Origin of the sequence: Rhodovibrio salinarum DSM 9154, assembly GCF_000515255.1 — a bacterium.
In the GTDB taxonomy this organism is placed as follows: Bacteria; Pseudomonadota; Alphaproteobacteria; order Kiloniellales; family Rhodovibrionaceae; genus Rhodovibrio; species Rhodovibrio salinarum.
Genome location: NZ_KI911559.1, coordinates 1,262,748 through 1,275,601 on the forward strand (window position 1 = coordinate 1,262,748; position 12,854 = coordinate 1,275,601).

Sequence of the window (12,854 nt, forward strand, 5' to 3'; positions counted from 1 at the left end):
ACGGACAGGCGTTACCTTTCGGCTATGACGGGATGTTCCTGCGGGTCCGATGTCACGTTCGATGGACTGAGCACGCGCTACAAACGGGTGCTCTGGCTCGTCATCGCCCTTAACGCCGGCATGTTCGGGGTCGAGATGGCCGCCGGCCTGGCCGGGCAGTCGATGGCGCTCAAGGCGGACGCGCTCGACTTCCTGGGCGATACCGCGACCTACGCGTTGAGCCTGGCAGTGATTGGCGGGGCGGCGACCACCCGGGCGCGCGTTGCCCTGTTCAAGGGGGTGTCGCTGGGTGTCCTTGGGCTCGTCGTGCTGACAGCCACGCTCTACCGCGTGATCGTGCTGGGCCAGCCGGATGCCTTCGTCATGACCGGGATCGGGGTGCTTGCCTGTACGGTCAACGTGATCGCGGCGCTGCTTCTGCTGCGCTACCGCGACGGTGATGCCAACGTCCGCTCGGTCTGGCTGTGCAGCCGCAACGATGCGATCGGCAACACCGCGGTCGTTCTGGCCGGTTTGGGTGTCTTCGCCAGCGGCACGCCGTGGCCGGACTTGGCCGTCGCCGGCGTGATGGCCGGCCTGTTCTTCAGCTCCGCTACTGGCATTGTACGTCAGGCGCTGGGGGAGCTACGTGACGGCCGCACGGTCCGGGCGCCGGCGGCGTAGTTGCCTTGGATTGGCGTCAACCATAGGTAAAACCGGCCGGGGGTGGCCCCGACCGGTTGGAGTCTTTGGCGCGGCGCGCGGCTGGCGTTCGGCGTGTCGTGGGCCGAACATCATGTAATTATGTCGGACCGCCTGCGAACTCGATGAGGTCGGCCAGCGTCGCGATCCGGCGTTTGTCGCGACGCGGTGTCCACACTTCGATTCCCCCGAGCGTGGCCGCGCGATGATCTCTGGCGTGGAGATAGCTGTTCGGGTCGCCTTTGATCAGGCCCGCGATGACCTCGGCCACCAGGCGGCTGCCGACAGCGCCAAGGCTGTTGCCATCCTTCTGGATGGCGGCTTCCTGCAGCACGTAGTACCAGAGGGGCGTCCGATCCAGGAACCCGCCGTCGGTTAGAGCCTCGGCAATCTTCTGGTCGGTCGCCGTCAGCTCCTTGGCGGAGAGGGGCTGTATGCCAAGCGCTTCGGCGACCGCTTGGCCGGTGGGTACGCGCAGGTGATAGCCGCGCAGCAGATTGCTCCGCGCGAGATGGCTGAGATTGGCTCCCTTACGGTCACTGCCGAGCGCACTCTCCAGGTCGAACAGGCCGCGGGCCAGCCTTGGGTCGATTTTGCGCGCCGATTGATGCCGGCCGTACAGGTCGGGGACGAAATTGCTCCATTCGATGACGAAGTCTGGTTTCAGGCGGTAGTCGTTGCCGGCCGGCTCCAGGGGATCGAACTTGCCTTTCTGACGTTTGCGCGCGGGGCCAAGGAGATCTGAGATTTTCAGTTCATGCCGTCCGTTCAGTCGATAGAACGGGCGGATCATGGAGTGCGCAAAGCGGAAGCCGGCGACCGAAAACTCGATCGGCATGTACAGCGGCAGCGCATTGAGCCCCGGCCCGAAGAAGCGTGGGCCGTTGCGGACCACATCCTCGACGATCGCCTCATCGCAAACCGCGGGCAGATATTCATTAATGACGATGTATTGATAGCACCAGCGGACGATCTGGCGGGCGCGGGCGTAAGCGAACGCCGGGTCGCGGTCGGCGTTGTTGGCCTTCAGACCCTCGACGACCTTGTTATGGAACAGCAGCATCATCGCATGCAGTTGACTGACGATGATGTTTTCATCGTTTCGCGCATCGGCAATGCGCGCGTCCCGGCCCTGGCGGCGCAGGTCGATATAAGAGTGTTCATGCTGCAGGCGCAGCTTGAGGTGCTGGTCGTAGAGTTCGCTGGCGGTGGTCTGTACACCGGGGATCAGTGGCGGGCCATCGCCGTAGACGCTGTCCAGGTCGAATTGCGGGCGCCGTCCGTTGACGAGCTGCGGCTCGTCGCCGATCACCGCCTCCATCGGGAGGGGGAGTAGCCCTTTATTCGACTCGATCATGTTGATCAGCGTGCCTTCGCGGTCCGTATTGGCCGTCAGGTCGTGATCGATGAACTGGCCGAAGTAGGTCATTACGGCCGGGATGTCTGAATCGAATTCGGGGCGCGGCGTGCCTTGCTCGCCGGGGTCGCCCATTTGGTCGCCGAGATATTGAAGGCGCCGGACCGTCTCTTCCCCTTGGCCGCTATATGGCAGGAGACGACTGTCGTCACGCGCCATATATTCGAACATATAGCCAAATGGGGTGCGAAATTGAATCTCGGCGTCGAATGACTCAGTCATTCCATGCGACATCGATTTGAACATGAGCAAACCCCCGGTTCATACTGATATTTTCTATTTTTAGTTATTCAGACGTACACGCTGTGTCCGGCACTCATCAGTGCAAGCGACTTGATGATTTTATGGCCCTCAGGTGCTCCGGGTCGACTGGCTCTTTTTTGTAGAAAGAAATCAAGTTCAAGCGAAATTGCGCTCTGAATCTACGCAAGAATTCTTGGCAACTGCTTCCGGCCCGGAACTGGCGAAGGGAGCGGCCACCTGCACCAAACCGGCCCCCGTTTCTGATTGCCGGGCATGTTGCGACAGCCCGATGCGCACCATCCCCGCATGGCTGTTGCAGGATGTCAGGGAGCAGAGTGGGGAGGTGCGTTGATCGTGATGGGCTCGGTCACACAAAAGCCGGCCGGGGGCGATACCCCCGGCCGGTTCGTACAGGTTAGCAGCGCCAGCGCGTCTTACGCGGCCTGGCTCTCGATCACCTTCGATTGCGCGGGCGCGCCACGCTCGATTTCGATGGTGCGCGGCTTCTTCGCCTCAGGCACCTCGCGGACCAGCTCGACGTGGAGCAGGCCGTTCTCCAGGCGCGCCCCGGTCACCTTGATGTGCTCGGCGAGCGCGAAGCGACGCTCGAAAGCACGCCGGGCGATGCCGCGATGCAGGAAGGTGGCCTCGCCTTCGTTTTCCTTGGCCTTGCCGGAGACGACGAGCGTGGTGTCCTTCGTGGTCACCTCCAGTTCGTCTTCGCTGAAGCCGGCGACGGCCATGGTGATCCGATAGGCGTCCTCACCCAGCTTTTCGATGTTGTAGGGCGGATAGCCGGTTTCCTCGCCGCGGGCGAGGCCGTCCATCATTTGCGCCATCCGGTCGAAACCGACGGCGGAGCGGAGCAGGGGGCTGAAATCGTAAGTACGCATGGCAACCATATCCTCAACTGACAAGCGATACGGAATCCGCGGCTGACCACCTGTCGAGTCGGCCCGCCGCGGCGGACAATGCGCCGAGCCTGCGCGGAATGCCTGGTCCGGGCCCACCAAGGGCGCCCGGACGTTACGGCGTCCGCCCGTGTCACGGCTCGGAGCAAGCTATAACTGGGAAGCCGCGGGTCCGGTTCAAGAGGTCCCCGGTGCACCGGAGAGCGAATTTTGGGTCGGCCCCGCGCCAACGGCTTGTTAAGCTTAGGGGCCGCAAACTGCGTTACACGCGGGGAGACGCGTGTGCGTGCCATCCGTCATTCCCATCCACGAGCAGCGGAACCGCAATCGGTGCCTGGCAGCGGGACGACCCCCGGAAGCGCCGCCAACAAGATCGTCGACACGGGCGTGCTGATCGTGCGCACCTACGACGAGGCGCTGGAGCTCACCCGTGCGGTGCGCGACTACATCGCCCACCAGGCTCCGGTGGACAGGGCGGCGCTCGATCACGACACCCAATTGGTCGCAAGCTGTGAGGAAATGCGGGCGACCGCGCGCATGACCCAGGTGATGGCCTGGCTGATGCTGCAACGCGCGGTCCAGGATGGCGAGGTCGACCGTGCGGAGACGTTGAAGCCCGGTAATCGCCTGAGCGGTCAGGAGACCTGTCTGGCCGAGCCGGCGATCGACCCGGCTTATTTGCCCGAACGCCTGAACGAGCTGCTTACGCGCTCGCGCAGCCTCTACGAACGCATCCAGCGCCTGGACATGATGCTGGAGCCAGCCGGCCGGGCGTGAGGGGAGGCACCGCCTCTAGCTTCCCTCTCAAGCGGCGGGAAGGTGAGCTACGGCAGCGTGCCGTCAATCGCGGCCTCACACAAACACGCAAAAAGGGCACCCGAATTGACCTTCGGATGCCCTCGTTCGCGTACCCATGAGAGCAGAGGGCGCGATGGATGCGCCCGATCGCTTAGCCGCGCTTCTTGCCGGACAGATTGCCCAGGTTGCCGAAGCGCTCGCTGAACTTCTGCATCTGGCCGCCCTGGGTCGCCACACGGTGGACGCCGGTCCAGGCGGAGTGCGTCTTCGGATCGATCTCGAGGCGCAGCGAGTCCCCCTCCTTGCCGTAGGTGGAGCGCGTCTTGAACTCGCTGCCGTCGGTCATCACGACCGTGATCTCATGGTAGTCGGGGTGGATGTCTTTTTTCATCTCTCAGCTGCTCCTGGTCGCGCGGTCGCGGCGGTTATAGGCAACGCTGCGCGACGACGCAAGGGCAGGGGCGTGCGCGTCCAGGACGCGGCCCCACTGGTTGCCCAGTCGCGACGGGTAAGATACCTCTGTCGGCACTGTAGCGGGCACCCGCGCGCGTCGGGCACGCGGTGTACGGCCGAGACCCAAGCCCGGCAAGGCACGATCAAAATGGCGAGCATGCGCGAAAAGTCGACGGTCGAGCAGGACAACAACCGACGGCCCGACCGGCCGCGCAGCAAAAACGTGCGGGTCTTGTCCGAACTGTGGACCTACCTGCGGCCCTACAAGGGGTATCTCGTCCTTTCGCTGCTGTCGTTGGTCGCCGCGGCCGGCACCACGCTGGCGTTGGGCCGTGGGCTGCAATTGCTGATCGACCAGGGCTTCGCCGAGGAGGACGCGGCACTGCTGGATCAGGCGGTCCTGGTGCTGTTCGCCGTCGTCGCGATTCTGGCCGGCGCCGCCTTCGCGCGCTTCTACCTCGTTACCTGGCTGGGCGAGCGGGTGGTTGCCGATGTCCGGCGCGACGTGTTCCGGCATGTGATCGGCCTGTCGCCCGGTTTCTTCGAGACCACGCGTACGGGCGAGGTGCTTTCCCGCCTGACCACCGACACCACGCTGCTGCAGGTGGTCGTGGGCACCAGCGTCCCGATCGCGCTGCGCAACATCATGACCCTGGTGGGCGGGGTAGCGCTCCTGTTCGCGACCTCGCCGAAGCTGACGGGACTCGTGTTTCTGGTTGTGCCGCTGGTGCTGATCCCGGTGATCGTCTACGGCCGGCAGGTGCGCAAACTCTCGCGTGCCAGTCAGGACCGGGTGGCGGACGTCGGAGTCTATATCGACGAAAGCCTGTCCAACATTCGCACGGTGCAGGCGTTCAACCACGAACCGATCGATCGCGCGCGTTTCCAGGAGCGCGTGGAAAATGCCTTCGACACCGCGATCAAGCGCACGATCGCGCGCGCCTCCCTGACCGCCATGGTGATCCTGCTGGTGTTCGGCGCGATCGCGGTGGTGCTCTGGGTCGGTGGGCATGCGGTCTTGGACGGCACGATCACCGCCGGGCAGCTATCGGCCTTCGTATTCTATTCCGTGGTGGTCGCCGGTTCGGTCGGTGGACTGTCGGACGTAGTCGGCGACTTGCAGCGCGCGGCCGGGGCAACGGAACGTCTATTGGATCTGCTGTCGACCGAGACGGAGATCGAGGCGCCGGCCAATCCCGCGACACTGCCGAGTCCGGTGCAGGGTCGTGTCGGCTTCGAGGAGGTGGTGTTTCACTACCCGTCCCGCCCCGACATGGCCGCCCTGGAGCACTTTGATCTCCAGGTCGCCGACGGCGAGAAGGTGGCGCTGGTCGGTCCCTCCGGCGCGGGCAAGACGACGGTGTTTCAGTTGCTGCTGCGCTTCTACGACCCGAGCCAGGGGCGCGTGATGCTCGACGGCGTCGATCTCAAAAACGCCGATCCATCGGAACTGCGCCGCCACACCGGCCTGGTCCCGCAGGAACCGGTGATCTTCTCCGCCGATGCGATGGAGAACATTCGCTACGGTCGGCCCGAAGCCCGCGACGACGAAGTGATTGCCGCGGCGGAAGCCGCCAACGCCCGTGCCTTCATCGAAGAACTGCCCGAGGGCTTTAAGTCCTTTCTGGGTGAGCGCGGCGTCCGCCTGTCAGGCGGGCAGCGCCAGCGCATCGCGATCGCCCGGGCGATCCTGAAAAACCCGGAGGTGCTGCTGCTGGACGAGGCAACGAGTTCGCTCGATGCCGAGAGTGAGAAGGTGGTGCAGGAGGCCCTCGACCATCTGATGCAGGGACGGACCACGCTGATCATCGCGCACCGGCTCGCGACCGTGCTGAAAGCGGACCGGCTGGTCGTGATGGACAAGGGCCGGATCGTGGAGACCGGTACCCACCAGGAACTGCTGGAGAAAAACGGTCTGTACGCCCGGTTGGCCGCGCTGCAGTTCAACCAGGCACAGTCGCTCGGCGCCGAGGCCCGTCCCGACGCGGCGGAGTAGCGTCGGCGCCGGTTGTTGAACGGGCGTTAGGGTATCTTTGTGCGTGCAAACGGGCGCGGGCTTGTTATCAATATCCGTAGGGCACCAGGACGGTTGGCTGGCGGGGCAGGTTGGCCAGCGAGACGCGGATCACCGGGTCCTGTGCGCGTCGGATCTCGAATGCGTCGGACATACCGGCCAGGAAACGCGATAATGAGCCCGCACCGAAGAAATGCATCGGGATCACCAGGCTTGCGCGCAGATCCTTCAACGTTGCGATCATGTTCGGGAGGTCGAGCGTCCAGCTGCCGTCCACCGGCGCCATGACAACATCCAGCCGCCCGATCAGCGCGAGGTCGGCGTCCGACAAGCGGTGATGGAGATGACCCAGATGGCCGATGCACAGGTCCGCGACCTCGAAGATGAAGATCGAATTGCCGTGTTTGTCGACCGCCGCGGAGCTCCAGCTTCGGATGTCGGTCGAGACGTTGCGCACACGCAGGTCGCCGACCTCCAGGTCATGCTGGGCCGCCCCGCCCTCCGGGTTCCAGCCGCGCAACACATGCGCGATCCGGGGATCCGGGCTGTTGGTATAGTGCGTGGTGTGCGCCCGGTTCATCGTGACCAGGTTGGGGAGGCGGCCGGTACCGTGATTGCCGGTATAGTCGGTCGCCACCACCACACCGCCCGGTGTGGTGATTCGGAAGGTGGCGTGGCCGACAAACTCGATCCCGACCTGTGGCGCCTCAGCGACTTCCTGCGCCTGAGCGGGGCGCCAACTGGCCTGACGAAGCGGTGACGGGACGGTCGGGGGCTTCTCCACGAAGGCGAAGCACTGACTGGCGGCGGCTGGCGATGGCGCTACCGTGAGGCCGCACAGGACGATCAGTGCGAGCGCGGTGCGCGTCCCCCAGCCGAAACGGCGTAGACCGACACGTGTGTGCGCAAACATCGACACCTCCCAGCTCCGAGAAGCGGACAGAGCGCGGCTGGTCGGACGCGCCAAGCTGTCCGGTAGTTTGACATCGCCCGGGCTGGTTTGGGAGTCGGAATACATGCATTAGGTGCACGCCCAGGGTGTAAACCAACCGAACGCAGTGCGACGCTGTGTCCGATGCGCCGGCGCGCACGGCTGCCGCTAAATTACCATAACCGAGTGTGCAAAGCCGCGTGGGTCCGTCCTGGTCGCGGCTTTCAGGGTTTCACCACTCAAAGTTTCGACTTATAATTCCTGGCCCGACGGGCTTGGGCCGATGGAGTCTAGAAATGAGCGACCAGATGTACAGGCCGCCCGGTCGGATGGGCTGCGAGACCCTACAGGTGCGGGTGAGCGTGGATTTTCAGCCGCTCATATTTCAGGCGTGTCCCCGCTGCACCGGTCACGGGTCCGAATGCCTGATCGATCTGCTGACGGCCATTGCCGACGATTCGTCCGGATTTGAGGCATCCACCGATCGCGGTCTCGATCATCCGCATGTCGTGCAGGGCGGCTATCGCTTCGCCCGACATTGACCCGCCGGCGATGACTGGCGGCGACGCACCGTCGTTGGCCCACCCGGCTGTTCCCCGCTTACAGGATGAACAGTGCCGCCAAGCCGAGGAAAGCGAAGAAACCAACGACGTCGGTAATCGTGGTTAGGAACACCGCGGAGGCGACGGCCGGGTCGATCTTCAGCTTTTCCAGTCCCAACGGCACCAGCGTGCCCGACAGCCCGGCGATCAGCATGTTGACGATCATCGCCAGGCCGATGATCACGCCGATATCCGCCCGACCGAACCAGAGCCAGGCAACGGCGCCCGTCATCACCGCGAATACCACGCCGTTGAACGCGCCGACCGCGCATTCCTTGCCGATAAAGCGTACGGCGTTGGTGGCCGAGAGGTCCTTCATCGCCAGCGCACGGACCGCGACGGTGAGCGTCTGCATGCCGGCATTACCGCCCATCGAGGCTACGATCGGCATCAACACCGCAAGCGCGACGGCCTGGCTCAGCGTGGCTTCGAACAGACCGATCACCAGCGAGGCTAGAACGGCGGTGCCCAGGTTCACGGTGAGCCAGGTGGCCCGCGATTTGGCGGTGGCGAGCACACGGCCGTAGAGGTCGCTTTCGCCCAGACCCGCCAGCTTCATCAGGTCGTCCTCGGCCTCCTCGTCGATCACGTGGACGATGTCGTCCACCGTGATCATGCCGATCACCCGGCCGGAATCGTCGACCACCGGGGTGGAGACCAGCCCGTACTGCCGGAACAGGTAGGCGACCTCCTCCTGATCCATGGTGAAGGGGATCGGCCGAACGTCGGTCTCCATCACCTCGGAGATCTTGGCCGCCCGCTTTGCCCGCAGCACGCGCGACAGCGGGACGTAGCCCTGGCATTTGTGCTTCGGGTCGACCACGAACAGGTCGTAGAAGTCGTCCGGCATGTCCTGGGCTGAGCGCATGAAGTCGATCGTCTGGCCGACCGTCCAGCCCGCCGGCACCACGACCACCTCGCGCTGCATCAGACGCCCGGCGGAGGCTTCCGGGAACGCCAGGCCCTCTTCCAGGACCAGCCGGTAGCCGGCGGGCAGCTGGGTCAGGATGCGTTGCTGGAAGTCGTCGTCCAGGTCCTCGAAGATCTCGACCGCGTCGTCGGATTCCAACTCCGACAGGGCGGCGGCGAGGCCTTTGGGTCCGATGTGTTCGATCACGTCCTGGCGCACTGCGGGCACCAGGTAGGACAGCACTTCCGGGTCCAGGGCGCCGCCGAGGGTGTCCAGCAGGATCACCCGCTCGTCCGTGGTCAGTTCCTCGATCAGGTCGGCGAGGTCGGCGGCGTGCAGGGATTGGGCGATCTCTTCCAACTGCGTGATGTCGCCCGCCTCGATCGCCGTGTGCGCCCGCTCGATCTGGGCGTCGCTCAGGCCATAGTCATCCACGCTGGCGGGCGCCGCATCCGGCTGAACGGTTTCCTGATCGGGCGGGGAGGTCGACATGGAGGTTCCTGGCGGGTCCTAAGGAAGCAGGTTCGTGGGCGGTCGCGTCTTGACGCTTTTGTGGGTGGGGGAGGTGCGGGCTCAGGGCTGCGTGGCGGGCGCCGATCGACTGGCGGCTTGGCGTTGGGCGTCCAACACGGCGACGGCGGTCATATTGACCACGCCCCGCGAGGTCACCGACGGGGTCAAGATATGCGCCGGCCGGGCGCTGCCCAGCAGCATGGGCCCCACCGGCAAGCCTTCGCCCAGGATCTTCAACGCGTTCATGGTGATATTGCCGGCATCCAGGGTCGGCATGACCAAGAGATTGGCGCTCCCCTTCAGCTTGGAGTTCGGGAAGATCCGCTGGCGGATATCCTCGTTGAGCGCGGCGTCGGCGTGCATCTCGCCCTCAACCTCGAGTTCCGGATGGTCGCGCTGCAGCATTTCCACGGCCGCCCGCACCTTGCGGGCGCTGGGGCTGTCGGCGTTGCCGAAGTTCGAATGGCTCAAGAGCGCGATCTTCGGTTCGATCCCGAAGGCGCGCACGCCTTCGGCGGCCATGGTCGTCATCTCGACGATCTCCTCGGCGCTGGGATCATCGGTGACGTAGGTGTCGGTGATGAAATAGCTGCCCTGCGGCAGGATCAACAGCGACATCGCCGAATGGTCGTGTACGCCCGGGCGCTGGCCGATCACGTCGCGAATGTGGGCGAGGTGCCATTTATAGACCCCCTCGACCCCGCACAGCATCGCGTCGGCATCGCCCAGATAAACCGCCAGCGCGGCGATCACGGTCGGGTTGGTGCGCACGATCGTGCGCGCAGCGGCCGGCTGCACGCCCTTGCGCTCCATCAGTTGATGATAGGTCTGCCAGTAGGTGTTGTAGCGCGGGTCCGACTGCGGATTGATGACATCAACGTGTTGCCCGGCGACGAAGCGCAGGCCCAGGCGCTCGACGCGGGTGTGGATCACATCGGGGCGGCCGATCAGGATCGGCTGCGCCAGCCCTTCGTCGAGCGCGACCTGGGTGGCCCGCAGCACCCGCTCGTCCTCGCCGTCGGCGTAGATCACCCGCTTCGGCCGCCGGCGCGCGCGTTCGAACACCGGCTTCATGACCAGGCCCGAGCGGAAGACGAACTCGGAGAGGTGCTGCTTGTAAGCGTCGAAGTCCTGAATCGGGCGGGCCGCGACGCCGCTGTCCATTGCCGCCCGCGCCACCGCCGGCGCCAGCTCCAGCATCAGCCGCGGGTCGAATGGGCGTGGGATCAGGTAGTCCGGGCCGAAGCCGCTGGCATCCCCACCATAGGCCTTCTGGACCACTTCCGACGGCTCCGCCATGGCGAGATCGGCCAGCGCCTTCACGCAGGCGGTCTTCATCGCCTCGTTGATGGTGCTGGCACCGACGTCGAGGGCGCCGCGGAAGATGAAGGGGAAGCACAGGACGTTGTTGACCTGGTTCGGGTAGTCGCTGCGCCCGGTGGCGATGATCGCGTCCGGCGCCACCTCGCGGGCGTCCTCCGGCATGATTTCCGGCGTCGGGTTGGCCAAGGCCATGATGATCGGCGGATCGGTCATGGTCTGAACCATGTCCTGGCTCAGCACGCCAGGTGCGGAGAGGCCAAGGAAGATGTCCGCGCCCTGAATCACTTCGGCGAGCGTGCGCGCGTCCGTCTCCTGGGCGTAGGCCGCCTTCCAGTGGTCCATCTCCACCTCGCGGCCCTGATAGACCACACCGTGAATATCGGTGACCCAGATGTTCTCGCGCTTCAGTCCCAGGGTTTGCAGCAGGTCCAAACAGGCAAGCGCGGCCGCGCCAGCGCCGGAACAGACCAGCTTGACCTCCTCGAACTTCTGCTCGCGCAAGCGCAGGGCGTTGTAGATCGCGGCGGCAACGATGATCGCGGTGCCATGCTGGTCGTCGTGGAATACCGGGATGTCCATGCGCGCCCTGAGCGCTGCCTCGACCTCGAAGCATTCTGGGGCCTTGATATCCTCAAGGTTGATGCCGCCGAAGGTCGGCTCCAGCGCGGCGATCGCCTCGATCAGTTTTTCGGGGTCGTCCTGCTTCAACTCAATGTCGAAGACGTCGATGCCGGCGAACTTCTTGAACAGAACGCCCTTGCCTTCCATTACCGGCTTGGAGGCGAGCGGGCCGATGTTGCCCAGCCCCAGGACGGCCGAACCGTTGGTCACCACGCCCACCAGGTTGCCCCGTGTGGTCAGGCCCGCGGCCTCCTTCGGATCGGCGACGATGGCATCGCACGCCGCCGCGACACCGGGGGAATACGCGAGCGCCAGGTCGCGCTGGTTGCCCAGCGGCTTGGTCGGGGCGACCTCGATCTTGCCGGGGGTCGGCTCGCGGTGGTAATGCAGCGCCGCTTGGCCAAGGTCGCCGTGCTTGTTCGGGCTTGTCTGCTGGGGCAGTTGCGCCGAACGTTCACGTGGGCCGCGTTCTGCAGCGTCGCGCGACTGGCGGTCGTCCGAAGGACTGCGGGGGGGCTGGGCCATCGGCGTGATCTCCCTTTCGCGGATCGACCCGTGCGAAGCGCCGGCGTTAAGCTTCGCGGCGCCGGCGGAGGCGGTCATGAAAACGCCCGCGCGGCGCGCTTCGACCGCACGGGCTGGAAAGATGCGGCCGCTCAGGCGGCGCTGACGGCCGCCGGCACTGACGGCCAAGAAGCCGAAAAATCGCGCGCTGTCACGACCTTGCGGGAGATAGCAGATTGCCCCCACGCGAGCAAGCCGAAGCCCCCGGGACGTCCGCCTATGAGACGTCCGCTCAACCTGCAGCGCCGCAGCCCCAATGGGCGGTGAGCGACCGCTTGGTTGCCTATCCCGACGCTATGCAGGCGATGGAAGCGCGGGTGGCGGATATCCGCGCCGGCGGGGCGCCAGAGTTGATCTGGCTGCTGCAGCACCCGCCGCTCTACACCGCGGGGACCAGCGCGAACCCGGCCGATCTGGTGGATGCCGGCGGTTTTCCGGTCTATGAGACCGGCCGGGGCGGGCAATATACCTACCACGGTCCGGGCCAGCGCGTCGCCTACGCGATGCTGGACCTGAAGGCGCGCGACCTCGACGTGCGCCGCTTCGTCTGGTCGCTGGAGGAGTGGGTGATCCGCGCGCTCGCCCAGTTCAACGTGCGCGGCGAGCGGCGTGAGGGCCGGGTCGGTATCTGGGTTCCCTTGGACGGCGGGCGGGAGGCCAAGATCGCCGCGATCGGGGTGCGCGTGCGCCGCTGGGTGTCGTTTCACGGCATCGCGCTCAATGTCGATCCCGAACTCAGCCACTTCGATGGCATCGTCCCGTGCGGCATCCGCGACCACGGCGTGACCTCGCTCGCCGCGCTCGGCTATCCGGTCGGACTGGAAGACGTCGACGTGGCACTGCAAAGCGCCTTTACCGAGGTGTTCGGGTAGC

General features: G+C 65.3%; 11 protein-coding genes. 5 read left to right on the forward strand and 6 right to left on the reverse strand.

Going from position 1 to position 12,854, the window contains the following annotated elements; translation table 11 throughout:
- The first annotated feature begins 24 nt into the window (after positions 1–24).
- Positions 25–663, forward strand: a complete 639-nt coding sequence (locus tag RHOSA_RS0105910) for a cation efflux transmembrane domain-containing protein (protein WP_027287945.1) — start codon at positions 25–27, stop codon at positions 661–663.
- Positions 664–781: 118 nt separating this feature from the next.
- Here RHOSA_RS0105910 and RHOSA_RS0105915 read toward each other — a convergent pair whose 3' ends face one another.
- On the reverse strand, positions 782–2,320 hold the full coding sequence (locus RHOSA_RS0105915) for a peroxidase family protein (RefSeq protein WP_027287946.1): 1,539 nt from the start codon (positions 2,318–2,320) through the stop codon (positions 782–784).
- A gap of 455 nt (positions 2,321–2,775) precedes the next feature.
- Complete coding sequence (locus RHOSA_RS0105920) at positions 2,776–3,234, reverse strand: Hsp20 family protein (RefSeq protein ID WP_027287947.1); 459 nt, start codon at positions 3,232–3,234, stop codon at positions 2,776–2,778.
- A 300-nt stretch (positions 3,235–3,534) separates the two neighbouring features.
- Here RHOSA_RS0105920 and RHOSA_RS0105925 point away from each other — a divergent pair, with 300 nt between their 5' ends.
- Positions 3,535–4,029: a DUF1465 family protein gene (locus RHOSA_RS0105925; protein WP_169816603.1), complete on the forward strand. Its 495-nt coding sequence runs from the start codon at positions 3,535–3,537 to the stop codon at positions 4,027–4,029.
- 172 nt (positions 4,030–4,201) lie between these two features.
- Here the strand turns inward: RHOSA_RS0105925 and rpmE are convergent, their stop codons facing one another.
- Positions 4,202–4,441 (reverse strand): 50S ribosomal protein L31, encoded by a 240-nt coding sequence (gene rpmE, locus RHOSA_RS0105930; protein ID WP_027287949.1) that lies wholly within the window; start codon positions 4,439–4,441, stop codon positions 4,202–4,204.
- Between the two features lie 219 nt (positions 4,442–4,660).
- On the opposite strand from rpmE, the gene RHOSA_RS20810 reads away from it, so the two are divergent.
- Positions 4,661–6,499 (forward strand): ABC transporter transmembrane domain-containing protein, encoded by a 1,839-nt coding sequence (locus RHOSA_RS20810; RefSeq protein ID WP_156092573.1) that lies wholly within the window; start codon positions 4,661–4,663, stop codon positions 6,497–6,499.
- Positions 6,500–6,566: 67 nt separating this feature from the next.
- On the opposite strand, the gene RHOSA_RS20815 is transcribed toward RHOSA_RS20810, so the two are convergent.
- Entirely contained in the window at positions 6,567–7,430 is an 864-nt protein-coding gene (locus RHOSA_RS20815) for an MBL fold metallo-hydrolase (protein WP_081728520.1), read from the reverse strand.
- A gap of 314 nt (positions 7,431–7,744) precedes the next feature.
- Between RHOSA_RS20815 and RHOSA_RS0105945 the strand changes: the two genes are divergently transcribed.
- The gene (locus tag RHOSA_RS0105945) at positions 7,745–7,990 is read left to right on the forward strand and encodes a hypothetical protein (protein ID WP_027287950.1); all 246 of its coding nucleotides are present in this window, start codon (positions 7,745–7,747) and stop codon (positions 7,988–7,990) included.
- Positions 7,991–8,048: 58 nt separating this feature from the next.
- Here the strand turns inward: RHOSA_RS0105945 and mgtE are convergent, their stop codons facing one another.
- Positions 8,049–9,452, reverse strand: a complete 1,404-nt coding sequence (gene mgtE / locus RHOSA_RS0105950) for a magnesium transporter (RefSeq protein ID WP_027287951.1) — start codon at positions 9,450–9,452, stop codon at positions 8,049–8,051.
- 81 nt (positions 9,453–9,533) lie between these two features.
- Positions 9,534–11,942, reverse strand: a complete 2,409-nt coding sequence (locus RHOSA_RS0105955) for an NADP-dependent malic enzyme (RefSeq protein ID WP_081728913.1) — start codon at positions 11,940–11,942, stop codon at positions 9,534–9,536.
- A gap of 215 nt (positions 11,943–12,157) precedes the next feature.
- Between RHOSA_RS0105955 and lipB the strand changes: the two genes are divergently transcribed.
- Entirely contained in the window at positions 12,158–12,853 is a 696-nt protein-coding gene (gene lipB, locus RHOSA_RS0105960; protein ID WP_081728521.1) for a lipoyl(octanoyl) transferase LipB, read from the forward strand.
- Position 12,854: the final 1 nt, after the last annotated feature.